The organism is Bacillus sp. FSL H8-0545 (genome assembly GCF_038006105.1).
In the GTDB taxonomy this organism is placed as follows: Bacteria; Bacillota; Bacilli; order Bacillales; family Bacillaceae_G; genus Bacillus_A; species Bacillus_A cereus_U.
In genome coordinates this window covers 3,677,727-3,701,828 of the sequence record NZ_JBBOUO010000001.1, presented here as the reverse complement: position 1 = coordinate 3,701,828, position 24,102 = coordinate 3,677,727, and the positions used below count along the sequence as shown (strand labels likewise).

Below are 24,102 nucleotides of genomic sequence, written 5' to 3'. Positions count from 1 at the left end.
AGAAGATGAGCGATTATATTGTAGTTAAATGTGGCGGTAGCATGTTGAATCGATTAACTAGTGTGTTTTTTGATTGCATAAAGAAATTGCAAAATAAGTATAAGGTTGTTATTGTCCATGGCGGTGGCCCAGAAATTGATGCCAAGTTAGAAGACGCTAATATCAAGATAGAAAAGAAAGATGGATTACGAGTAACGCCGAAAGAGGTTATGGATGTTGTTCAAATGGTGCTATGCGGAAGTACGAATAAAAAAATCGTAATGAATTTACAAAAACATAATTTACTTGCGGTGGGGCTTTCAGGATGTGACGGTAATTTACTTCAAGTTCAACCTGTTGGTGAAGAGATAGGATATGTAGGAGAAGTAAGTTATGTAGAAACAGCCTTATTAAAAGGATTGATAGATATGAATTATATTCCTGTGATTGCTCCAATCGGGATAAATGGTAATGAAGTTTATAACATTAATGCAGATACTGCTGCAGCTGGAATTGCAGCCACACTATCCGCAAAAGAACTCATTTTTATAACGGACGTAGATGGAGTATTACACGAAGGAAGATTGGTAAAGAAAATGGATGAATATGAAATTCTTACTTTTATAGAACAAGGTGTCATTACAGGTGGGATGATTCCGAAAGTACAGGCGGCACTTACATCGTTAAAAATGGGAGTGAAAAAGGTTAGTATCGTAAATGGTACAAAGGATTTTGCCGGGGTCACAGGAAAGTGTATTGGAACCACGGTAACGAAAGGAGTGAGTATTCTATGACAAGCCATCTTTTTCAAACGTATGGCAGGAGAACTATTGAGTTTGTAAAGGGGAATGGAACAACAGTCATTGATAAAAATGGTACGCAATACTTAGATTTTACGTCGGGGATTGGCGTATGTAACTTAGGACATTGTCATCCTACTGTTGTAAAGGCAGTAGAAAAGCAACTTGGAAATATATGGCATATATCTAACTTGTTTACGAACTCCTTACAAGAAGAGGTCGCATCGTTATTAACAGAAGATACAGCATTAGATTATGTGTTTTTTTGTAATAGCGGGGCGGAGGCAAATGAAGCGGCTTTAAAGCTAGCACGTAAGCATACTGGAAAATCTCTCGTAGTAACATGTGAGCAATCTTTTCACGGGAGAACATTTGGAACGATGAGTGCAACAGGGCAAGATAAAGTGAAAGAAGGGTTCGGTCCATTACTTCCGTCTTTTTTACATACACCATTTAACGATATACAAGCATTAGAGGAAGTAATGAATGAAGAAGTTGCGGCGGTAATGGTAGAAGTTGTTCAAGGAGAAGGAGGAGTAATATTAGCTGATCCATCCTTTTTGAAGAAAATTGAAAAACTATGTAATGAGTACAATGCTCTTTTTATTATAGATGAAATACAAACTGGAATAGGCAGAACAGGAACACTATTCGCTTATGAGCAAATGGGAATAGGGCCTGATATCGTTACCATCGCAAAGGCGCTGGGGAATGGTATTCCAGTTGGAGCGATGATTGGCCGGAAAGAACTAGGTTCTTCTTTTACTGCAGGGTCACACGGTTCAACTTTCGGTGGGAATTATATCGCTATGACTGCAGCGAAAGAAGTATTGCAATGCATTAAGGAACAATCGTTTTTTAAAGAGGTACAGAAAAAGGGCGAGTACGTATTAAAGAAATTGCAAGAAGAATTACGACACGTTGAATGTGTTCAAAATATTCGTGGTAAGGGACTTATGATTGGAATCGAATGTAAGCATGAGGTTGCAAATTTCATAGAACAACTAGAAAAAGCAGGACTTCTCGTATTACAAGCAGGACCTAATGTTATAAGACTATTACCACCACTTATTGTAACGAATGAAGAGCTAGAACAGGCAGTATATATGATAAAAGAAGTGGTTTGTACAAAAAATGCATCAATAATATAAGGGGGAAATTTCATGTCAACTGTACAAGTACCGAAATTAAATACGAAAGATCTTTTAACGTTAGAAGAATTGACGCAAGAAGAAATCATTTCTTTAATTGAGTTCGCTATATATTTAAAAAAGAACAAGCAGGAGCCTTTATTACAAGGGAAAATATTAGGTCTCATTTTTGATAAACATTCAACTCGTACTCGCGTTTCTTTTGAAGCAGGGATGGTACAGCTCGGAGGACATGGAATGTTTTTAAGTGGAAAAGAGATGCAAATTGGCAGAGGAGAAACGGTTTCAGATACTGCGAAAGTACTATCTCATTATATTGATGGAATTATGATACGTACATTCTCGCATGCAGATGTAGAAGAGCTTGCAAAAGAGTCCAGTATCCCAGTTATTAACGGTTTAACTGATGATCATCACCCTTGCCAAGCGTTGGCAGATTTAATGACGATATATGAAGAAGTTCATACGTTTAAAGGAATTAAATTAGCTTACGTAGGTGATGGGAATAATGTATGTCATTCACTATTGCTAGCAAGTGCAAAAGTCGGAATGAATATGACTGTTGCGACTCCCGTAGGGTATGAACCGAATGAAGAAATTGTTAAAAAAGCGTTAGCGATTGCAGATGAAACAGGGGCTGAAATTGAGATTTTGCATAATCCTGAATTAGCGGTAAGTGGAGCGGATTTTATTTATACTGACGTTTGGATGAGTATGGGCCAAGAAGGAGAAGCAGAGAAATATACTTTATTCCAGCCTTTCCAAGTAAATAAAGAGCTTGTTATACATGCAAAGCAAACATATCGTTTCCTGCACTGTTTGCCTGCTCATCGTGAAGAAGAAGTAACTGGAGAGATTATAGATGGGCCACAGTCTATCGTTTTTGAGCAAGCTGGTAATCGACTGCACGCGCAAAAAGCGTTATTGGTGAGTTTGTTTAAAAATATAGAGGAGCCTTCCTAAAAGGGAGGTTTTTTTATGTTGAAATGTCTGATGTATATTTAGTTAATTATCTCTATATCATTTATAATAAAAAGAGAAAACTAATTTTATTTTTCATATCATGTAAGGACATACTAGATAAAAAAATATAGTTAAAGAGATGATGAATTTGAAAACAACTCAGAAAACATATTCGTTTTTTCAGCGAATGTGGAGAATATTAAAGTTTCAATATTTTAAGTTGCTTCGATCGCCAGAAGGAGCAAAGAAAGTGTCGTTAGGTTTTGCTATTGGATTTGGTTTAGAAATGTTGGTGATTTATACGGCATCGCTCGTATATTTAATATTTTATCCAATTGTCAGGTTAGCAAAGGGATCTTTTCCAGCCGCAGTCATTGGTAATATTATTGGGAAAATATCGTTTCTCCCAGTGTTTTTATTTCCGTTTGCTTATGCGTTAGGAAAAATGATTTATCCATTTCATGTACAGAAAATACATCATGAACCATTTACGATATCAGATTTGTTTTCGAGCCATATTTTTACGATGTTAAAGAGCTTATTACAGAGTGAAGTATATGTATTAATTGGTATGACGATAATAGGAATTGTGTTTGGGGTAATTTCATATTTCGTAGTGCATTATTTATATGAAAAGAATCGTAAGTTACGTTTGAAGAAAAGAAAGAAACAAGTGAGAGAACCACTTGTACAAATATAAAGAATGTCACATTCATTTTCTCCTTTGAATATGTTTAAGAAAAAGGGGGAGAGAATGAATGTATTATTATTACGTACCTCAAGTATATCCGTATACAAATTATTATGCTGTAAATGATATGAGGCAGCAATTCGGAGTGTATCCACAGCAACAAGTACAGCAAATACAACAGCCTCAGCAGCAACCTGTTCAAGAACAAAAGCCGTATTTAATGACATGGCCATATTCAAATGTATACTATGGTAATTATTACGAATCATAAAGCTGCTTCTATTTAGAAGCAGCTTTATGCGTTTGTTTTCAAAATTAAATTTTGAATGGTTTTAAGAGAATGAATGAGCTTTTCACGCTCTTCCTCAGATAATGTTTGAAAATTTTCTTTTAGTTTGTCTAAAATGAATTGCTGATACTGATTTACTAGCAATTTCCCTTCAGTTGTTAGGGAAATTAAAATGACCCGTCGATCTTTTTCGCTATAATGACGCTCTATTAGTTCTTCTTGAATAAGTTTGTTTAATAGAGGGGTCATGTTAGGCCGTGAAATCGCTAGCCGCTTGCCAATTTCTGAAACTGCTAATGTACCATTTTCATGCAAAAGCAGTAACACTTGCGTATGCGATGGCGGCATATGTCTTTGAGAAGAAAACTCTCCAGGAAGCATAAATTTGCGATAAAAAAGAGGCACTAGCGAAAGAAGATGATCAACAATACGTTCCCACTCGCGTGATTCCATATAACGGCCCCCTTCCACTATCATTGTAACAAAAAAGACAAGGTATAAAAATAGAATTGTTTCATGGTAGCCTTAATATTTGTAGGATAACACTTGCTTTGTAAATGTATTGGCAATAATCGCATAACCGTTATCATTTGGGTGTACTTGGTCAAATAGTAACTCTTTTTTATCATTCGATATTAATTTGCGAATTGGTAAAACGATCGACGGTTGATGTGCTTTTGAAATAGAATAAATAGAATCATTCCAACCGTCTAAAAACATATCTGCATAACTTGCGATGGAGTCCTCTAGTTGTAAAGGGTTATAGAGTTCAGAGAGAATGAGTAAAGCATTCGGATTTTGATCTCGAACGGTCTTTACAATATTTTTTACATCCGTTTCAAAACGGGCTTTTTCTTTATTTAACATTTTAATACCATCTATAACACCTACATCACGATTTAAGCGGAATAAATTATTTCCTCCAATACTAATAGTAATGATATTTGCTTCCCTAATTTTTTGATGAACTTCTTCTGACTGGACTTTCTTAACGAGACGATCTGTAGTGAGACCATTTACACCGAGGTTTTCTACTGTAATTGGTTTATGAATTTGTCCTTCTAATTGTCTAGAAGCTAATTCGGCAAATCCACCTTGTGTTGATCCATATCCTTTAGCGAGTGAATCACCTAATACGAGGTGATAAAAGGAGTCGTTTGTTTGCTTATCAATCCAACTTGGAGCAGATGTTTTCTCTGTTTTTTCTTCAGGTTCGTTTTGTTTTGTCTCATCGTTCTTTTCAAAATTAGAATAAGAAATGATTAGAAGGAGGAGACAAACAATTGTTAAGATGACTTTTTTCATAAATTCATCCTCCTTGTAATTGGTAATTGTATCATATTCAGCAGTATTAGCAATGTAAGGGCATATTATATGTTTATGAAAAGTTTATAATAACTTTACAGAAAATTTGTTGAAGTTTGTCAAAAAATATTGACGATATGAAAGAACTTTATATATGATAATGTCAGATAAGGTGAAATTCTGCTTAGTGGGGGCTTTATTTCCCGTTAATTGTTAGTTTTCATCAATCGGGCGTTTAAGGGGACTACTCGTTAGCGCAGGATGAAATGAAAATCGTGTCTCTAATAGAAGAAAAAAGGTATGTGGTTAGAGGCAGATAGGGATTCATTTCATTATTTCTGGTAATTGTATAAGGGGGATTTTTTGTGAAAAAGTCAAAAAAAATGCTAGCTGGAGCAACACTTGCTATAGGTGTAATAGCGCCACAAGTGTTGCCAACAACAGCTCATGCGGATGAGAAAACTGGGGAGAGTACAGTTAACTTACGAATTCTAGAAACATCAGATATTCACGTTAACTTAATGAATTACGATTATTATCAAACGAAAACAGATAATAAAGTAGGTCTCGTGCAAACTGCAACACTTGTTAATAAAGCGCGTGAAGAGGCAAAGAACTCTGTCCTATTTGATGATGGGGATGCATTACAAGGGACGCCACTTGGAGATTATGTAGCGAATAAAATAAATGATCCGAAGAAGCCTGTGGATCCTAGTTATACACATCCATTATATCGTTTAATGAATTTAATGAAGTATGACGTCATCTCTCTTGGGAATCACGAATTTAACTACGGTTTAGATTATTTAAACAAAGTGATTAGTAAAACAGAATTCCCGGTTATTAACTCGAATGTTTATAAAGATGATCATGATGGTAATGATGAGAATGACAAGCATTACTTTGAACCATATCATATCTTTGAAAAAGAAGTAGAGGATGAATCTGGCCAAAAACAAAAAGTGAAAATTGGTGTAATGGGATTTGTTCCACCCCAAGTTATGAACTGGGATAAAGCAAATTTAGAAGGAAAAGTAAAAGCGAAAGATATTGTTGATACAGCGGAAAAGTTAGTTCCAGAAATGAAGGCGCAAGGTGCGGACGTTATTGTTGCATTAGCCCATTCAGGTGTCGATAAGAGCGGCCGTAGCCCCAAAATGGAAAATGCATCGTATTATTTAACAGAAGTTCCTGGTGTTGATGCAGTACTAATGGGACATTCACATACTGAAATGAAGGATGTATTTAATGGTGTTCCGGTTGTAATGCCTGGTGTGTTTGGCAGTAACTTAGGGATTATTGATATGCAATTGAAAAAGGTAAACGGAAAATGGGAAGTGCAAAAAGAGCAATCGAAGCCACAACTTCGTCCGATTGCTGATAGTAAAGGTAATCCATTAGTAGAATCTGATCAAAAACTAGTTAATGAAATTAAAGATGATCATAAAGCGACAATCGATTATGTCAATACAGCTGTAGGTCAAACGACAGCACGAATTAATAGTTATTTTTCATTAGTACAAGATGATCCTTCCGTACAGCTTGTGACGAATGCACAAAAATGGTATGTAGAAAAGCTATTCGCTGAAAATGAAAAATATAATGACTATAAAAAGCTTCCAGTTTTATCTGCAGGAGCACCATTTAAAGCAGGTGGACGAAACGGTGCTACATATTATACTGATATTCCGGCTGGAACGTTAGCGATTAAAAACGTTGCAGATTTATATGTATATCCAAATACATTATATGCTGTGAAAGTAAATGGAGCGCAAGTGAAAGAATGGCTTGAAATGTCTGCAGGTCAGTTTAATCAAATTGATCCAAAGAAAACAGAAGAACAGCCATTAGTAAATATCGGATATCCTACATATAACTTTGATATTTTAGATGGTTTAAAATACGAAATTGACGTGACGCAACCGGCGAAATATGATAAAGATGGAAAAGTTGTAAATGCAAATACGAATCGTATTGTAAATATGACGTATGAAGGTAAGCCTGTAGCTGACGATCAAGAGTTCATTGTTGCTACAAATAACTATCGTGGAAGTAGCCAAACGTTCCCTGGTGTAAGTAAAGGCGAAGTTGTATACCAATCGCAAGATGAAACACGTCAAATTATTGTGAAGTACATGCAAGAAACACCAGTTATTAATCCAGCAGCTGATCAAAATTGGGCGTTTAAACCGATTATTGCAGATCAATTAAATACAACATTTGATTCTTCACCAAATGCACAAAAATATATAAAGAAAGATGGAAAAATATCATATGTTGGACCATCTGAAAATGAATTCGCTAAATATGCAATTGATATAACGAAGAAGAACGACGGTGATAAGGAAACTGGTGGAGAGAATCCAACGACACCGCCAACAGGTGATGGCAATAATGGAGAGAATCCAACGACACCACCAACAGGTGATGGCAATAATGGAGAGAATCCAACGACACCACCAACAGGTGATGGTAATAATGGGGAGAATCCAACGGCACCGCCAACAGATGAAGGTAATAATGGAAATGAACCAAAACAAGATGGAAACAACGCAGGATCTGGACAAACTACAACGGATAATCAAAATACAAAAGAAACAACAACTGTAAGTGAAAATAAAGAGGAACGTGATTTACCGAAAACAGGTGCGAGTATTGCTTCTACAATTGGAGCTGGTCTGGCGTTTGTTGGAGCGGGATTACTTATGTTATTTAGAAGAAAGAAAGCAAATAAATAGATAGTAAAGTGTTGTATGAAAAAAAGGATTACCGATTACGGTAATCCTTTTTTTATTCTATATTATGAAACTGGTATTGTTTTTTCTTTTTTCCATGAAAGCCCAAATCCGGTGAACCCAACAATAATTGTTAAGACTGGACAAGCTAAACAGAAGATTGCGTATGGAACATAATCGAATGTTGGAACGCTAAGGACGTTTGTTAAAAATACGCCACTTACACCCCATGGTACGAGCGGATTAATTACTGTACCAGCATCTTCTAATACTCGTGATAAATTACGACGTTCTAAACCGACTTCATCGTATTTGTTAGCGAATGCTTGTCCTGTTAAAACGATTGATAAGTATTGTTCGCCAAGTAAGAAGTTTACACCAATTGCAGTGAAAGCGGTAGAGACGATTAAGCGTGTACTATTTTTTACGAAGCTAGAGATGATATTCATCAGCTGCGTGATAATGCCCATTCCTTGTAGTAACCCCCCCATACAAAGAGCGAGGAAAATAAGAGCAATTGACATCATCATACTTTGTAAACCACCGCGAGATAATAAGCTATCAATATCTTTTATACCAGTTTTAGAAACGTAACCATCTTGCATAATTTTCATTAAATCAGCTAAAGAAGTACTAGGGTTAAAAATAAAGAGAATAATGATCCCTACTACGATTCCTGCAAGTAATGTTGGAACTGCGGGTACTTTCTTAAATGCGAATAGGAACAGTAATAAAATCGGAATAAGTGTAACGATAGAAATCGTTGCATTTTTTTCTAACGTACTAATAAAGTTTGTGAAATCAACGTCTCCTCTAGTGCCGCTTCCTAAAATGAAAAATGCGATAAAAGCAATAATGAAAGCAGGGACTGTTGTCCAAAGCATGTTGCGAATATGTTCAAATAAATCTACACCAGTTACAGCTGGAGCTAAGTTTGTTGTATCAGATAAAGGAGACATTTTATCCCCAAAGAATGCACCAGAAATAATTGCACCAGCAATAAGAGCTGGATCGTATCCGAGAGCACTACCCATTCCCATAAAGGCAAGCCCTACTGTTGCTGCAGTTGTAAATGCACTACCGATACTTGTTCCAACAATTGCACAAACAACAAAAACAGTAGGAACGAAAATTTTTGGAGATACAAGTTGGAATCCGTATACCATTAAAGTTGGAATTGTTCCAGCTGCGATCCAAACACTAATTAATACTCCTACAAGTAAGAAAATAAAAATAGATGGAATACCAGCTGAAATACTACTTATCATCCCTTTTTCCATAGTAGACCAAGAGATTTTTTTCATAAATCCAAACGCTAATAAAATAACGATGCCGAATAAAATTGGGATATGTGGTGAAACTTCTAATTGAATAACACTAAAGCCAATACAGAAAAAGATAAAAAATGTTAAAAGAATAGATTCAATTTTTGAAATCATTGTTTTCCCCTCCTAATTAATCTAAAATAGCTCTTTTTTATATAAAATTCGCCAATACTGTATATTCCCTTTTGAGATTCAGAATTTTGTGACAAATTACCGGTAATTGTTTTTCATCATAAAGTTTAAAAAATCGGGATTTATCAAGCTTTGTATCTCTCCTATCTCAAATTTTTAGGATAATCGCTCAATAAAGATTGGAATAAAAAAACGCCCCTGCATATAATTATGCAGGGACGAAGAAATCGCGGTACCACCCTAGCTTGTGAAAGGAATGTATCACAAAATAAAGGGCCATATGATATGCGCTAATAAAATAAAAACGCCCCTGCAATATATGCAGGGACGAAAAATTCGCGGTACCACCCTAAATTGTGAAACAGTGTCGTTTCACCACTCTTTAGACATAACGGTCTAAACCGTCTTTCACTACTCCTCACGTTTCGTAAAAGAAGCTCCAGGGGGTAATTCATAAATCGCTCTGTACTGGTTCGCACCGACCACCAGCTCTCTGAAATCAGAAAACGAAATACTACTAAATCCTATCAACGCCGATTCATATGATGTTAGTTAAATTTTTATCATATATTCATCATACATGTCAATAAAAATATTCGATATTTTTTTAGGGGAATAAAGGAGAAATGTTTTTTATACTGTAAAAATGTGCGTTATAATGAATTTGAAAGGGGAGGAAAGAGTGAAGAAAAAAATAATTCTTTTTACCACCTTACTAGTCGTTGGCGGAAGTGCTGGAATTTACACAGCTTTTGCAGCTGAATCAGAGCAGTCGAAACAAAAGCAAATACAGCAGTCAGAAGTGAAGAAAGTGAAAGAAACTGAAGAGAAGAAATCGATGGAAAAATCAGCTGCAAAACTAGGAGTTTCTACTGAAGGGAAAACAAAAGAAGAGATTACGAAAGAAGTAGATACCGCTAGGTTTGAGCAGCGCCATGATTTATTAATTGAGCATGCTAAGCAACTTGGAATTGATACAGAAGGAAAAAAAGAGGAAGAGATTATTTTAGAAATTGGAAAGATACAACATGGAAAGTAGAACAACTTATCGTATGATAAGTTGTTCTTTTTTAAGAACTATTTGATTTAAAAATAATTGACAGTCATTTGTTTTTAATGTTAACTATATTTATAAACAAGTTAACATTAGGGGTGACAATTGTGGCTGTTAATAGTAACACGAGTGAAAAATCGTCTTATACATATGAAGAATTATCGAAGAAGAATAAAGATTACGTATGGCACCCATTTACACAAATGAAAGATTATTTAGAAGAAGATCCTGTCATTATTGAACGTGGAGAGGGAAGGAAGCTATACGATGTAAATGGAAATGAATATTGGGACGGTGTTTCGTCTATTTGGTTAAATGTTCATGGGCATCAAGTACCGGAACTAGATGAGGCAATTCGTGAGCAATTAAATAAAATTGCTCATTCTACTATGTTAGGACTTGCTAACGTTCCATCTATTTTATTAGCAGAAAAAATAATTGATGTTGTACCAGAAGGCTTGAAGAAAGTATTTTATTCAGACTCTGGTTCTACCGCTGTTGAAATTGCAATTAAGATGGCTTTTCAATATTGGCAGCATAAAGGAAAACCGAGAAAACAAAGATTTGTTACATTAAAAGAAGCATATCACGGTGATACAATAGGTGCTGTTTCAGTAGGAGCAATAGACTTGTTTCACCAAGTGTATAGTTCACTATTATTTGAGGCGATTAAAATGCCGTATCCATATACATATCGTTCTCCTTATGGAGATAATAAGGAACAAATTGTAAAGAAACATTTAGAAGAAATGGAAGAATTGCTGCAAGAAAAACATGAAGAAGTAGCAGCTATCATTGTGGAGCCATTAATGCAAGGTGCTGGTGGGATGATTACAATGCCAAAAGGATACTTAAAAGGGCTTCGCGATTTATGTACAAAATACAATGTATTATTTATTACAGATGAGGTAGCGACTGGATTTGGGCGTACTGGGAAAATGTTTGCATGTGAACACGAGGATGTGACGCCAGACATTTTAACTGCGGGAAAAGGCTTAACAGGTGGTTATTTACCAGTGGCAATTACGGTAACGACAGACGAAATATATAATGCCTTCTTAGGAGAGTATGAGGAACAAAAAACATTTTTCCATGGGCATAGTTACACAGGTAATCCGTTAGGGTGTGCGGTAGCAATTGCGAATCTAGAACTATATGAAAAAACTAATTTAATAGAATCTGTTGCGCATAAAACAGAATATGTAGCGGGGCAATTAGAAGCGCTTAATGAATATAAGCACGTAGGTGATATTCGTCAGTGCGGATTAATGATTGGTATTGAACTTGTGAAAAATAAAGAAATGAAAGAATCGTATGAATGGACAGAAAGAGTCGGTGTTCAAGTATGTAAACGCTCAAGAGAGTTAGGCATGATTTTACGTCCGCTTGGTAACACCATTGTATTTATGCCTCCTCTTGCATCTACAATTGCTGAAATTGATGAGATGTTACGCATTTTATATAAAGCAATCTCGGATGTTACGGAGGAAGAATAATGAGTGGTTTTTTCATAACGGCAACTGATACTGAAGTTGGAAAAACTGTGGTTGCAGGTGCGTTAGCAGGTGTATTTAGAGAATTGGGATATAACGTAGGGGTATATAAACCGTTGCAAAGTGGACATGCTGCATCAAACGCAGAGGGAGATGCAGCAAGGTTAAAAGCCTTATCGGGTGTATCGACAAGAGAAGAAGAAATTTGTCCGTATTCTATTGAAGAACCACTTGCTCCGAGACTTGCTATGAAAAGAGCTGGAAGGACAGTAACGTTAAAAGAAATTACTGATCACTATAATGAACTACTAAAAGAGTTTAATAGCCTATTTGTAGAAGGGGCTGGTGGGCTTGCAGTCCCATATACAGAAGATGCTTTAGTAATCGATTTTGCAAAAGAATTACAGCTTCCTCTTATTGTAGTAGCGCGTCCTACACTAGGAACAGTGAATCATACTGTCTTAACGATTTCTTATGCAAGGGCACATGGCTTAACAGTAGCAGGTGTCATTTTGTCTGGTTGTAAAGAATGTGAAAAAGAAAGAGTACAAGAAAACAAAGAAATGATTGAAGAGTTGAGCGGGGTACCGGTTTTAGGTTTATTACCATTCCTTGAAGGTGATTTTACTAGGGAAGAATTATTGGAATCGGCAAAAGAACATATTATGATTTCAAAATTAGAGGAGTCCATCCAAAATGAATCAAAAGTGGCGCGCGCATCTTCAATCTAAAATAGAACAATTAAGAGAGCAAGGACAGTATCGTAATTTGCATGTGACAGAGAAAGCGGAAGAGACATGGCTTATTCGAAATGAGAAAAGGATGCTAAATTTAGCGTCAAATAATTATTTAGGGTTAGCTGGAGATGAAAGGTTGAAAGAAGCTGCTATTGCTTGCACAAGAAAATATGGAACTGGAGCGACAGCATCTCGTCTCGTTGTAGGAAATTATCCACTGTATGAAGAGGTTGAGAGAAGTATATGCAACTGGAAAGGTACTGAAAGAGCGTTAATCGTAAATAGTGGGTATACAGCAAATGTAGGTGTACTATCTTCTTTAGCTGGTCGTCACGATATTGTTTTTAGTGATAAATTAAATCACGCAAGTATTGTTGATGGAATTATATTAAGCGGTGCAGAACATAAAAGGTATCGTCATAATGATTTGGATCATTTAGAGAAGATGTTGAAAGTAGCGTCACCTGAAAAGAGGAAATTAATCGTAACTGATACTGTTTTTAGTATGGATGGTGATACTGCATATTTGAGAGATTTAGTGAAGCTGAAAGAGAAATACGGGGCAATCATTATAGTTGATGAAGCACATGCGAGTGGAATATATGGAATCGGTGGAGCTGGATTATCTCATATAGAAAAAGATCTTGCTCAAAAAATCGATATACATATGGGGACGTTTAGCAAGGCTTTAGGGTGTTATGGTGCGTATTTAACAGGTGATGCAATTTATATAGAGTACTTACAAAATATGATGAGAAGCTTTGTTTTTACTACAGCTTTACCACCAGGAGCATTAGGAGCAGTGCAAAAAGCAATTGAGATTGTAAAAGAAGATAACGAAAGAAGAGAGAACCTTATAGCGAATGGTGCATATTTCAGGACGCATTTACAAGAAGCTGGTTTTGACATTGGGAATAGCTCAACTCATATTGTACCAATTGTAGTCGGTTCAAATGAAAATGCTTTACGGTTTAGTGAAAGATTACAAGAGATAGGTATCGCAGCCATTGCAATTCGTCCGCCAACTGTTCCGATTGGTAGTTCCCGAATTCGCTTTGCTGTTACGTCACAACATACAATGGCGGATTTAAAATGGGCCATTCAGCATATTATACGCATCGGTAAAGAAGAGGGGTTTTTAGTATGAAAGAGCTAAAGGTTATTTTTATTCCTGGGTGGGGAATGGAAGAAGATGTTTGGACTTTTGTATTTCCGTATTTTAAAGACTATCCTGTTCAATGTTTAGATTGGCGTAATGTGAAAGAACAAAGTGAATTTGCGGGACGAATAATAGAGGTAGCACGTGATGAAAATGTAATTTTAGTTGGATGGTCATTAGGAGCATTAGCGGCAATTCAAGCTTATAAAAAGATTAAGGCGAAAGGTATTGTACTAATTGGTGGTACTGCTAAATTTACAAATACGAGCGACTATACAAGCGGATGGAATTCTTTGCATGTAGAACGTATGAAAAAGAATTTAACGAGAAAGAAAGAAGATACTTTGAATCGTTTCTATGAAAATATATTTACAAAAAATGAGCTGAAGGAGAATACGAGTTTTAAAGAGATTGCGCTGAATTTTAAAGGGGACTCGATTCAGTCTTTACAATTAGGCTTAGATTATTTAATAGAAACAGATATGAGAAACGAATTAACAGATATCAAAGTCCCGTTGTTACTTCTTCATGGAGAACAGGATGTGATATGTCCATTATCCGCAGCTCATAATATGACGGAGAATACGAATGCTACGCTAAAAGTAGTAAGCGGGGCTGGTCATGCATTATGTGTAACGAATTTCGAATATTGCGCGAATGAGATAATCCAATTTGTAGAGGGGATACGACATGATCAACAAAACGTTACTACAAAAACGGTTTAATGGGGCAGCCGTATCTTACGATCAATATGCAAATGTACAAAAAAAGATGGCACATTCGTTACTTTCTATATTGAAGCGGCGATATAGTGAAACATCATCAATACGTATTTTAGAACTTGGATGCGGGACAGGTTATGTCACAGAGCAATTATCAAAGTTATTTCCAAAAGCACAAATTACAGCCGTTGATTTTGCTGAAAGTATGATTACGATTGCAAAAACTAGACAAAATACCGAAAATGTGACGTTTCATTGTGAGGATATTGAACGATTACGATTAGAAGAATCATATGATGTTATTATTTCGAATGCCACATTTCAATGGCTTAACAATGTAAAACAAGTGATAAGAAATTTATTTCATCATTTGTCTACAGATGGGATAGTACTCTTTTCCACCTTTGGACAAGAAACTTTTCAAGAGCTCCATGCTTCGTTTCAGCGAGCGAAAGAGGAAAAAAACATTCAAAATGAAACTTTGATTGGTCAACGTTTTTATTCGAAAGATCAGTTGCTTCATATATGCAAGATAGAAACAGGGGATGTGCATGTTTCTGAAACATGTTACATAGAAAGATTTGCAGAAGTTAGGGAATTCCTACATTCTATTCGAAAAGTAGGAGCGACCAATAGTAATGAAGAGTCTTATTGTCAAAGCCCTTCACTCTTTCGTACGATGCTTCGTATATACGAAAGAGACTTCACGGAAAAAGAAGGGATAGTAGCAACATATCATGCTTTATTTACGTATATAACAAAAGAGGGGAAGAGATGAAATGAAACAAGTACAAACAAAAAGGGATTGGAAAAAACTTGCATACGACGTAGTAGAAGAGAAAATGATTACGAAAGAAGATGCAATTGCAATATTAGAAGCTGATGATATAGAGGTTTTAGAAATTATGAATGCAGCTTACATCATTCGCCATCATCATTTTGGTAAGAAAGTAAAGTTGAACATGATTATAAATACGAAATCTGGATTATGTCCTGAAGATTGCGGGTACTGTTCACAGTCTATTATTTCAGAAGCACCGATTGATAAGTATGCATGGTTAACACAAGAGAAAATTGTTGAAGGAGCGCACGAAGCAATTCGTCGTAAAGCAGGTACATATTGTATTGTTGCATCTGGTCGTCGTCCGACGGATAAAGAAGTAAATCACGTTATTGGAGCAGTTAAGGAAATTCGTGAAACGACAGATTTAAAAATTTGCTGTTGTTTAGGATTTTTAAATGAAGATCAAGCAGGTCAGTTAGCAGAAGCTGGTGTGCATCGTTATAACCACAATTTAAATACGCATGCTAACAATTATGATAGCATTTGTTCAACGCATACGTATGACGATCGTGTTGATACAGTCCAAAAAGCGAAGCAAGCCGGTATTTCTCCATGCTCTGGAGCAATTTTCGGAATGGGAGAAACGATTGAACAGCGTGCTGAAATTGCATTTGAATTACAACGTTTAGATGCGGATTCTATTCCGTGTAATTTTCTTGTTGCTGTAAAGGGTACTCCGCTTGAAGGACAAAAAGAATTAACACCTGTAGAATGTTTAAAAGTGCTGGCGATGATGCGTTTTGTAAATCCAACAAAAGAAATTCGTATTTCAGGCGGTCGAGAACTTAATTTACGTTCTGTACAGCCACTTGGTTTATTTGCAGCAAACTCTATCTTTGTCGGGGACTATTTAACAACAGCTGGACAAGAGCCGACTGCGGACTGGGGTATGATTGAAGATTTAGGATTTGAGATTGAAGAATGTGCGCTATAAGATAGATGAAAAGCAAACTCTTTAAAGGGTTTGCTTTTTTTTGTAAAAAAAATGTAATAAAAGTCCATTAACGCTTGATAGTAGTCACTTTTGGACGAGAAAAATAATTTTGTGGACGAATTTTCCAAGCTCTAATTGTACATAGTAAAAATGTAATTTATATCGGGTTGGAGGATTTTACATGTACAAATACATATTAGCCATTATGACTTGTCTGATTTTAATAAAAGCGATAAGTGCTGATCCAGTTAAGGCGGCTGAAAATCCTGAACAAAAAGAAATGCAACAAAGAATTGAACAGCATTTTCGAACGAAAGCTGAACATTTTGGACTTGAAACAGAAGGAAAGGATTTAAAAGAAGTGAGGAAGGAAATTTCTATTATAGAAGAAGCGAAAAAGAGAGAAAATGTGTGGAGAACAGCACAAACTCTTCGTATAAAAACAGAAGGAAAAACGATGGATGAATTAATAGAAGATGTACGAAAAAAGGTGAGAAAATAAAAAAAAGAGGCCGCAGCCTCTTTTTTTAAGCCCATTGTTTTGATAAATGAGCCATTTCGATCGCAGCAACTGCTGATTCATAGCCTTTATTTCCAGCTTTTGTACCTGCACGTTCAATCGCTTGTTCAATTGTTTCTGTCGTTAATACACCGAAAATAACTGGAATGTCCGTTTGTAGTGATAAAGATGCAACACCTTTTGCTACTTCATTACAAACGTAATCGTAATGCGTTGTAGCACCGCGAATTACTGTACCTAATGTAATAACAGCATCATATTTTCCGCTATTTGCCATCTTTTTAGCGATTAAAGGAATTTCAAATGCACCAGGAACCCATGCAACATCAATAGCATTCTCTTCTACACCGTGACGCTTTAATCCATCTAAAGCTCCGCCAAGTAACTTACTTGTAATAAACTCATTAAAACGTCCAACAACAACCCCAACTTTTAATCCTGTACCAACTAAATGACCTTCGAATACCATAATGTATCTCTCCCTTAATTATAAGTTTAGTAAATGTCCTAATTTGCTTACTTTCGTTTGTAAATACGTTTTATTTTCTTCTTTTGTTGGCATTTGCAACGGTACACGCTCGGTTACTTTTAAATCGTAACCTTGTAAGCCAGCAATTTTCCGTGGATTATTCGTTAATAATCGTAAACTTTGTAAGCCTAAATCTTTTAAAATTTGAGCGCCAATACCGTAATCACGAAGATCAGCTGGGAACCCAAGTTTTTCATTTGCTTCTACAGTATCTAACCCTTCTTCTTGTAACTTATAAGCGCGAAGCTTATTCAGAAGTCCAATGCCTCGTCCTTCTTGTCTCATATAGAGAAGAACGCCTTTTCCTTCACGCTCAATTTGAGCAAGTGCAGCATGTAGCTGTGGTCCACAATCACAGCGGAATGAACCAAATACATCTCCTGTTAAGCATTCTGAATGAACGCGTACAAGTACAGGTTCGCCTGTTGAAATATCACCTTTTACGAGCGCGATATGTTCTTTCATATCTAATGAGTTAGAATAGCCAATTGCATGAAAAGTACCGAAATCTGTAGGTAATGTAATTTCCACTTCTCTCGTCACAAGTGTTTCGTGATGGCGGCGATAAGCAATTAAATCTTCAATTGTAATCATTTTTATATCAAATTGTTTTGCACACTGTATTAAATCAGGTACACGTGCCATCGTCCCATCTTCATTTATAATCTCGCAAATGACGCCAGCTGGCTCAGTTCCGCAAAGTTTTGCTAAATCAACAGCAGCTTCTGTATGACCTGCGCGGCGAAGGACGCCACCTTCTTTCGCAATTAATGGAAAGATATGTCCAGGGCGGTTAAAATCAGTTCCTTTAGATGCGGGATTTAATAATTCCTGTATTGTTGTAGCACGCTCATGAGCACTAATGCCTGTTGTTGTAGAAACGTGATCGATGCTTACTGTAAAAGCAGTATGATGTGAATCCGTATTATGAGAAACCATTGGTTCTAACTGTAGACGCTCTGCGTATTGCTCCGTAATCGGTACGCAAACGAGACCACGACCGTGTGTAATCATAAAATTAATCGTTTCTGGTGTAATGTGCTCTGCTAAAGCAATAAAATCGCCTTCATTTTCTCGGTTTTCATCATCACATACGATAACGACTTTTCCTTGTTTTAAATCTTCTAGAGCTTCTTCAATACGATGAAACATTGTACTTCCCCCTTATAGAAATCCGTTTTCTTGTAAAAAGCTTTCGGTCATTGAATCAGTTCCTTTTGCGGGCTTTGAAATAAAGCGTTCAATATATTTTCCAATCATGTCACACTCAATGTTTACGATGTCCCCGGCTTTTTTTTCTCCGATTATAGACTCGCTTACTGTGTGGGGGATGAGTGAAATTGTAATTGAAGATTCGTCTATATCAAATATTGTTAAACTAGTGCCATCAATAGCAACGGATCCTTTATGCAAACAATAGCGTAGTAATTCATCAGAAATTGCTATTTTGTAATAGATGGCATTGTAATGTTGTTTTTTAGTTAAAATCGTACCGATGCCATCGATATGTCCGGTGACGAAATGTCCACCGAATCGTCCGTTCGTAGCCATTGCCCGTTCTAAATTCACTTTGGCACTTGGCTTTAGCATACGAAGTGATGTTGCATTCATTGTTTCAGGCATTGCATCAACAGTGAATGAAGTAGTCGTAAAAGTAGTTACTGTTAAGCAGATGCCGTTAACCGCGATACTATCACCTAGCTTAACATCCGATAAAATTTGATTTGCGCTAATAGTTAGCTTCATTGCTTCACCACTTTGAGTCATGCTTGATATCGTTCCTAACTCTTCTACAATTCCTGTAAACATTCCGTCACCTCGCTTTTTAAGGTTGCAACAATTTTTATATCATTACCAATTTGTTTCATCTCTTGAATTGTTAAGGAAAGTGCATCTTGTAACTTCGAAAAACCAGCTCCGCCAAATAAAGTGGGTGCATCTTTTCCGCCAATTAACTTTGGGCTTATATAGGTCACAATTTCATTAAAACTATTTGTTTTTAAGAAGTTTGCATGTACTGTTTGACCACCTTCAACGAACAGAGAAAGAATTTGTTTCTCCCCGAGTAGGGATAGGACATCTTGTATTTCAATTTGCTTCGTTTTCATTTGGAATACAGCTATATTGTTACATTCATAAGACGCTATTTTCTCTTTATTTACATCCTTACCGACAATAATCCATGTCGGAGCTAAGCTATCTGTTATGACATGAGAAGATGGCGGCGTTCGTAAGTGGGTATCTAAAATAACGCGTATAGGATGTTTACCTCCGTTTGGAATTCGTGTTGTTAAGTGTGGATTATCAGTTATAACTGTATTCACACCGACAAGGATAGCGTCATGCATATGACGATATTGGTGAACATCAGCTCGCGCTTCTTCACCTGTAATCCACTTACTTTCCCCCGTTACAGTCGCTGTTTTTCCATCTAAGCTCATTGCTGTTTTTATTGTTACAAATGGCTGTTTCGTTTTCATATAGTGAAAAAAGTATCGATTTAATAAAATTGCTTCCGCTTCAAGAACACCAGTAGTCACCTTGATTCCAGCTTCTTCTAATCTCCTTTTTCCATTACCAGAAACGAGTGGATTGCAATCAAGGGTGGCGATTACAACACGCTGGACTCCCTTTTCAATGAGTAATTCACAGCAAGGCGGTGTTTTTCCAAAATGGCTACACGGTTCAAGTGTTACATAAACGGTAGCGCCTTTTGCTCTTTCTCCAGCCATGTGAAGAGCATGAACTTCAGCATGTTCTTCACCGGCACGCATGTGGGCACCCATTCCGACAATGTTGCCATCTTTTACAACAACAGCACCAACCATAGGATTTGGGCTTGTTTGTCCCGATGTTCCTTGTGCTAACTGCAAGGCAATCCTCATATATTCTTGATCTGTCATTCTCGTCACCTCTCCTGAAAAAATCAAAAAACCCCAAGGATATAGAATCCTTGGGGTTTGGGAGACGTGATTTCTAGAAATATAGTTCGAATACGAAAGTATAGGAAAGAAACCTAACGATGACTGATATTTTGGTATAAGAAAAAAACCTAGCAAAATATCGAGTTTTTCAAACGCTAGTCGTATCTTTTTATTTCAGTATAGAAACATAAGTATACAAAATAAAACATATATAAAGAGTCAAAATGAACCTTTAAAAATATGCATACTGAAATAAAAGTGTATTCGCTATATATAATTACTAGAAAACATATCCTTCTCCCATCCAGACTATACTGTCGGCCCTAGAGTTTCACTAGATCCACCGTTTTCGCGTTGAAAACGGGTCACGGACTTAGAAGCTTTCGCTTCATCACCGCCGGTTGGGAATTTCACCCGACCCCGAAGGATGTTGTTTGCTCACATTATAGCACAAAAAAGAAAAAAGCATAGTAAAAAATGTTCGAATGTGAAGAATTGTGTGAAAATATATGCCGATTTGAAAGGGGACGAAAGTAATAGAAATGTTGAAAGGGGAAGGGCTGTATAGGCTTTGATCAAAAGAAAAAACATGCACAAATAAATGTGCATGCTCTTTAAATATTTATTCTGCCTCTGGTGCTCTAACAACAGACTCGAATTTTCCTTTATGCGAAGCATCGCAATAAGGCATGTTTTTTGATAAACCACAACGACATAAAGAAAATGCCGGTTTTGCTGGGAATACATTCCCTTGTGAGTCAACTAATTCCACGTCCCCTGTAACGCGAAAAGAGCCATTATCATTTACTTTAATTTGTACTTTTGCCAACGTTATCCCTCCTTTCCAAACGCTTACTCTCATCATATAATTAGGGAGAGTACTTGACAATATAAAAAGAGCACTTTGTTTGAGAGAGAAGAGAGTGTTATAATAGTTTTTATAACTGACTAGAGTAAGGTGACGAAAGATGGATAAAAAATTACAAACACTACAAAATATTGCAAATGAGCGCACATGGGCATCATTTTTGAATGATAATCATCCATATAGTTTACTTCATTGGTCAATCGCAGGTGTAGGACAAGAACCGAAAGATGTTTGGTTACTTCAAGATGAGGTGACTTTTCAAACGACGGAATTCCCAACGCTAGACGAGGCAGTAAAGTGGATTTCTGAAAATATGGAACAAGTTACAGACGTTTTAGCGCAGTAAAAAAACAGGCTTATGCAAGCCTGTTTTTTGTTTCTTTTACATATGTGTTTAAAAATTGATCGATGGCATCTTCGTACTCTTCTTTATTTTCATTATAAGAGCAAGCGTGTGCACCATGTTCTGCAATATAAAGCTGTTTATTATTTTCTTTCGCTTCATAAAGTGATTTCGTCATATCAGATAAAATATAGTCATCGTCTTTACTATGAATAAAGAGAACAGGATTGTTAATGTTTTTTATACAATCAATTGGTGAAACTTCACGAATTGTATAGCCATCACGAACTTTTAAAAAGGCATTTGCTAAAGGCAATAAAGGCCATTTTGGCAAGTGAAACTCAACTTTCAAACGATGCTGTAACTGTCCATAAAAATCAGAGAAAGGACAATCAGCAATATAAAAATCAGCACCATCTTCAACAAGTCCTGCATATTGAAGAAGAGTTGCAGCACCCATAGATTCACCATGAATTCCGAGTGTAATATTCGTTCCGAAACGATCTTTTAGCCAGTCAACTACTGACTTTAAATCATGTTTTTCATAATAGCCATAACTTGTTGTTTTACCACCGGTTTTACCATGACGGCGATGATCATAAATAAATACGTTATATCCTCTATTTAAAAATAAGTTTGCATATTTAACGGAATTGATTTTATTTACGGTCACACCGTGGCAAAAAATCATAAATTTATTGGAATGACCAGCTGGCATGTAATATCCGTGAAGTTCGTATCCGAATTGAGAAGGGATGTGAACCTCTTCTTTTTGAATAGCCTTAAAATCGTCCAAATGAAAATGCTTTTTCGTTTCGCGTTCTAAAACTTCTTCCTCTGTTTTTTTCTTCAAGTACATAACTTTATTTGTAAAGAAAATCCCAATCGCAGTTAGTGCACCTAGTATAGTAAACAATGCTGTAAAAAAACGTTTCATACTTTACCTCATCCTCCAAATACCTCTACATATGATACACTAACATTGTATCACAATGATGTGAAAAGGGGAGAAATCGTATATGGTTCATATACAAAAAATTACACCAGAAATGAAAGAAGCAATTCAGGATTTTATGTGTGAAAACTGGGGAAGCTCAATGATGGTCTCGCGAGGCAGAGTACATCAATTAGAAGAATTACCCGGTTTTGTTGCACTTAGAAATAACAGAATAGTGGGAATTATAACGTGTAAAGTGATAGAAAATATGTGTGAAATTGTATCGTTAAATAGTTTTGAGGAAGGAAAGGGGATTGGTACAAAACTGGTGGATTGTGTGCTGCAAGTGGCAAAAGAGAACGAATGTGAAAAAGTGTGGCTCATTACGACGAATGATAATATGAACGCACTTCGTTTTTATCAAAAACGTAACTTCATGATGACGAACTTGTATATTGATGCGGTAAAAGAAGCACGAAAAATAAAGAAAGAAATTCCGTTTATTGGTTATGATAATATCGCGATTTCACATGAAATTCAGCTGGAGTATATTTTATCCCGTATTTGAGGGCAGTAAAACTCCCACTGATTAAAGTTTCACTTTATGAGTAGAGTGGAAGTTGTGTAACAATTTTCAGAAATATAAAACAATAACCTTGACGAATGTTATATTTTGGTTTAGTTTAAAATTGTAATCTATTACCATATTAAGGGGTGACGATGTGGCAACTATACGTGATGTTGCAAAATTGGCCGGTGTTTCAGTCGCAACCGTTTCAAGAGTCATTAACGAAAAAGGATATGTCCATGAAGATACGGTGAAACAAGTAAAAAAAGCAATTGAAGAATTACATTATAGACCGAATGCTACAGCAAAGCCTTTATTTAAACAGCCTTCAACGATGATTGCATTACTTGTAGATAATTTGCATAATCCATCATACATCACTTTGCTCCGTTTCGTTGAGGAAATAGCATATAAAGAAGGGTATCAAGTAATAGTTTGTAATATAGAAAATAAGAATAGATACATAGATATGTTGGAGCAAAATAACATTGCAGGCGTTATAATGACGAAATCTGTTTTTCGAAGTATAGGAGAGATCTCACTTCCTTTCGCTGTGCTTGAAGGACGGCAATCTCTTATGAGCTATTATGAAAGTGGACAGAAAGCTGTTTCTTTATTAAAAGAGAAAGGCTGCCAGTTTCTTGCTTATATCGGTGAGGGAGTAGAGAGTGAAGAAATGGAAGAGCATGTGGCAGGATTTCTAGATACTGCTTGGAAAGAAGGACTTTCTTATCGAGAGGAAATTGTCCAAGGGTATACGAATCAACAGTTTCTTGAATTGTTACAAAAGCATCCATACATAGATGGGGTTGTAGCTTCAAGTGATAAGGTCGCTATTGAGCTAATCAGGGCGGCGAAAACTCTTAATATTCATATACCAGGTAATTTGCAAATCATTGGATTTAACGGGAGTGTAGAGGGTGAATGGATAAGTCCATCATTAACGACGATTGGAAGTTATATCGAAGAATATGGGGAAATAGCTTTTCAGCAGTTAATAGGAAAAATAAAGAAGAAACAAGTGGAACAAGAAGAAGTGGAAACAGAATTTAGATGTATTGAGAGAGAAACAACAAAGTAAAAGGTGCGTTTTTAAAACG

General features: G+C 36.3%; 26 protein-coding genes, 1 riboswitch and 1 other annotated feature. Of the genes, 17 read left to right on the top strand and 9 right to left on the bottom strand.

From position 1 onward, the window contains the following. Window positions 1-5 precede the first annotated feature (5 nt). From argB to MHI07_RS19320, 5 genes are all read left to right on the top strand, one after another. Complete coding sequence (argB, locus tag MHI07_RS19340) at window positions 6-773, top strand: acetylglutamate kinase (protein ID WP_215579595.1); 768 nt, start codon at window positions 6-8, stop codon at window positions 771-773. Next, a complete protein-coding gene (locus MHI07_RS19335; RefSeq protein ID WP_215579593.1) occupies window positions 770-1,930 on the top strand; it encodes an acetylornithine transaminase in 1,161 nt (386 codons plus the stop codon). Before argB ends, MHI07_RS19335 begins: the two co-directional genes overlap by 4 nt. A gap of 12 nt (window positions 1,931-1,942) precedes the next feature. Then, on the top strand, window positions 1,943-2,893 hold the full coding sequence (gene argF, locus MHI07_RS19330) for an ornithine carbamoyltransferase (protein WP_016106110.1): 951 nt from the start codon (window positions 1,943-1,945) through the stop codon (window positions 2,891-2,893). 148 nt (window positions 2,894-3,041) lie between these two features. Continuing rightward, complete coding sequence (locus MHI07_RS19325) at window positions 3,042-3,593, top strand: DUF2062 domain-containing protein (protein ID WP_002111684.1); 552 nt, start codon at window positions 3,042-3,044, stop codon at window positions 3,591-3,593. Window positions 3,594-3,651: 58 nt separating this feature from the next. Then, window positions 3,652-3,855, top strand: coding sequence for a hypothetical protein (locus tag MHI07_RS19320; RefSeq protein ID WP_002160578.1), 204 nt, complete (start codon window positions 3,652-3,654; stop codon window positions 3,853-3,855). Between the two features lie 24 nt (window positions 3,856-3,879). Here MHI07_RS19320 and MHI07_RS19315 read toward each other — a convergent pair whose 3' ends face one another. Next, entirely contained in the window at window positions 3,880-4,326 is a 447-nt protein-coding gene (locus MHI07_RS19315) for a MarR family winged helix-turn-helix transcriptional regulator (RefSeq protein WP_002111682.1), read from the bottom strand. A gap of 72 nt (window positions 4,327-4,398) precedes the next feature. Further along, window positions 4,399-5,178, bottom strand: coding sequence for a GDSL-type esterase/lipase family protein (locus MHI07_RS19310; RefSeq protein ID WP_002111681.1), 780 nt, complete (start codon window positions 5,176-5,178; stop codon window positions 4,399-4,401). Window positions 5,179-5,543: 365 nt separating this feature from the next. On the opposite strand from MHI07_RS19310, the gene cpdB reads away from it, so the two are divergent. After that, entirely contained in the window at window positions 5,544-7,916 is a 2,373-nt protein-coding gene (cpdB, locus tag MHI07_RS19305) for a bifunctional 2',3'-cyclic-nucleotide 2'-phosphodiesterase/3'-nucleotidase (RefSeq protein WP_340825712.1), read from the top strand. A gap of 62 nt (window positions 7,917-7,978) precedes the next feature. Here cpdB and nhaC read toward each other — a convergent pair whose 3' ends face one another. Further along, window positions 7,979-9,352, bottom strand: coding sequence for a Na+/H+ antiporter NhaC (gene nhaC, locus MHI07_RS19300; RefSeq protein ID WP_131230592.1), 1,374 nt, complete (start codon window positions 9,350-9,352; stop codon window positions 7,979-7,981). 338 nt (window positions 9,353-9,690) lie between these two features. Then, window positions 9,691-9,910 (bottom strand) — a binding site (T-box leader). Window positions 9,911-10,052: 142 nt separating this feature from the next. On the opposite strand from nhaC, the gene MHI07_RS19295 reads away from it, so the two are divergent. The 8 genes from MHI07_RS19295 to MHI07_RS19260 all read left to right on the top strand — a co-directional run bounded on the left by MHI07_RS19295 (window position 10,053) and on the right by MHI07_RS19260 (window position 16,815). Next, window positions 10,053-10,409: a hypothetical protein gene (locus tag MHI07_RS19295; protein ID WP_002111675.1), complete on the top strand. Its 357-nt coding sequence runs from the start codon at window positions 10,053-10,055 to the stop codon at window positions 10,407-10,409. Window positions 10,410-10,486: 77 nt separating this feature from the next. Then, on the top strand, window positions 10,487-11,920 hold the full coding sequence (gene bioA, locus MHI07_RS19290) for an adenosylmethionine--8-amino-7-oxononanoate transaminase (RefSeq protein WP_215579584.1): 1,434 nt from the start codon (window positions 10,487-10,489) through the stop codon (window positions 11,918-11,920). Then, window positions 11,920-12,648 carry a dethiobiotin synthase gene (bioD, locus tag MHI07_RS19285; RefSeq protein WP_002111673.1) on the top strand — a complete coding sequence of 243 codons (729 nt, stop codon included), beginning with the start codon at window positions 11,920-11,922 and terminating at the stop codon, window positions 12,646-12,648. Before bioA ends, bioD begins: the two co-directional genes overlap by 1 nt. Continuing rightward, the gene (gene bioF / locus MHI07_RS19280; RefSeq protein WP_002160585.1) at window positions 12,614-13,801 is read left to right on the top strand and encodes an 8-amino-7-oxononanoate synthase; all 1,188 of its coding nucleotides are present in this window, start codon (window positions 12,614-12,616) and stop codon (window positions 13,799-13,801) included. Before bioD ends, bioF begins: the two co-directional genes overlap by 35 nt. Then, window positions 13,798-14,538 carry an alpha/beta fold hydrolase gene (locus MHI07_RS19275; RefSeq protein WP_215579581.1) on the top strand — a complete coding sequence of 247 codons (741 nt, stop codon included), beginning with the start codon at window positions 13,798-13,800 and terminating at the stop codon, window positions 14,536-14,538. The genes bioF and MHI07_RS19275 overlap by 4 nt, the downstream gene beginning before the upstream one ends. Further along, window positions 14,504-15,313 (top strand): malonyl-ACP O-methyltransferase BioC, encoded by an 810-nt coding sequence (gene bioC / locus MHI07_RS19270; RefSeq protein WP_078172857.1) that lies wholly within the window; start codon window positions 14,504-14,506, stop codon window positions 15,311-15,313. Before MHI07_RS19275 ends, bioC begins: the two co-directional genes overlap by 35 nt. A gap of 1 nt (window position 15,314) precedes the next feature. After that, window positions 15,315-16,313: a biotin synthase gene (gene bioB, locus MHI07_RS19265; RefSeq protein ID WP_002160589.1), complete on the top strand. Its 999-nt coding sequence runs from the start codon at window positions 15,315-15,317 to the stop codon at window positions 16,311-16,313. Window positions 16,314-16,494: 181 nt separating this feature from the next. After that, entirely contained in the window at window positions 16,495-16,815 is a 321-nt protein-coding gene (locus MHI07_RS19260) for a hypothetical protein (protein WP_002111666.1), read from the top strand. Window positions 16,816-16,840: 25 nt separating this feature from the next. Here MHI07_RS19260 and ribH read toward each other — a convergent pair whose 3' ends face one another. The 5 genes from ribH to MHI07_RS19235 all read right to left on the bottom strand — a co-directional run bounded on the left by ribH (window position 16,841) and on the right by MHI07_RS19235 (window position 21,115). After that, a complete protein-coding gene (gene ribH, locus MHI07_RS19255; protein WP_002160590.1) occupies window positions 16,841-17,302 on the bottom strand; it encodes a 6,7-dimethyl-8-ribityllumazine synthase in 462 nt (153 codons plus the stop codon). An 18-nt stretch (window positions 17,303-17,320) separates the two neighbouring features. Beyond that, a complete protein-coding gene (gene ribBA / locus MHI07_RS19250; RefSeq protein ID WP_340825703.1) occupies window positions 17,321-18,514 on the bottom strand; it encodes a bifunctional 3,4-dihydroxy-2-butanone 4-phosphate synthase/GTP cyclohydrolase II in 1,194 nt (397 codons plus the stop codon). A gap of 12 nt (window positions 18,515-18,526) precedes the next feature. Beyond that, the gene (gene ribE / locus MHI07_RS19245) at window positions 18,527-19,171 is read right to left on the bottom strand and encodes a riboflavin synthase (RefSeq protein ID WP_215579576.1); all 645 of its coding nucleotides are present in this window, start codon (window positions 19,169-19,171) and stop codon (window positions 18,527-18,529) included. Next, window positions 19,153-20,265: a bifunctional diaminohydroxyphosphoribosylaminopyrimidine deaminase/5-amino-6-(5-phosphoribosylamino)uracil reductase RibD gene (gene ribD / locus MHI07_RS19240; protein ID WP_215579573.1), complete on the bottom strand. Its 1,113-nt coding sequence runs from the start codon at window positions 20,263-20,265 to the stop codon at window positions 19,153-19,155. Before ribD ends, ribE begins: the two co-directional genes overlap by 19 nt. A gap of 309 nt (window positions 20,266-20,574) precedes the next feature. Beyond that, window positions 20,575-20,718, bottom strand: a riboswitch (FMN riboswitch). Between the two features lie 190 nt (window positions 20,719-20,908). Then, window positions 20,909-21,115 carry a CDGSH iron-sulfur domain-containing protein gene (locus MHI07_RS19235; RefSeq protein WP_001151582.1) on the bottom strand — a complete coding sequence of 69 codons (207 nt, stop codon included), beginning with the start codon at window positions 21,113-21,115 and terminating at the stop codon, window positions 20,909-20,911. 139 nt (window positions 21,116-21,254) lie between these two features. On the opposite strand from MHI07_RS19235, the gene MHI07_RS19230 reads away from it, so the two are divergent. Next, window positions 21,255-21,500, top strand: coding sequence for a DUF2552 family protein (locus MHI07_RS19230; protein ID WP_002111659.1), 246 nt, complete (start codon window positions 21,255-21,257; stop codon window positions 21,498-21,500). Between the two features lie 10 nt (window positions 21,501-21,510). Here the strand turns inward: MHI07_RS19230 and MHI07_RS19225 are convergent, their stop codons facing one another. Further along, window positions 21,511-22,434 carry an alpha/beta hydrolase gene (locus MHI07_RS19225; protein WP_002111658.1) on the bottom strand — a complete coding sequence of 308 codons (924 nt, stop codon included), beginning with the start codon at window positions 22,432-22,434 and terminating at the stop codon, window positions 21,511-21,513. A gap of 82 nt (window positions 22,435-22,516) precedes the next feature. Between MHI07_RS19225 and MHI07_RS19220 the strand changes: the two genes are divergently transcribed. Together MHI07_RS19220 and MHI07_RS19215 are read left to right on the top strand one after the other, a co-directional pair. Then, window positions 22,517-23,002 (top strand): GNAT family N-acetyltransferase, encoded by a 486-nt coding sequence (locus MHI07_RS19220; protein ID WP_016106098.1) that lies wholly within the window; start codon window positions 22,517-22,519, stop codon window positions 23,000-23,002. Between the two features lie 154 nt (window positions 23,003-23,156). After that, the gene (locus tag MHI07_RS19215) at window positions 23,157-24,083 is read left to right on the top strand and encodes a LacI family DNA-binding transcriptional regulator (protein WP_340825697.1); all 927 of its coding nucleotides are present in this window, start codon (window positions 23,157-23,159) and stop codon (window positions 24,081-24,083) included. The last annotated feature ends 19 nt before the right edge of the window (window positions 24,084-24,102 follow it).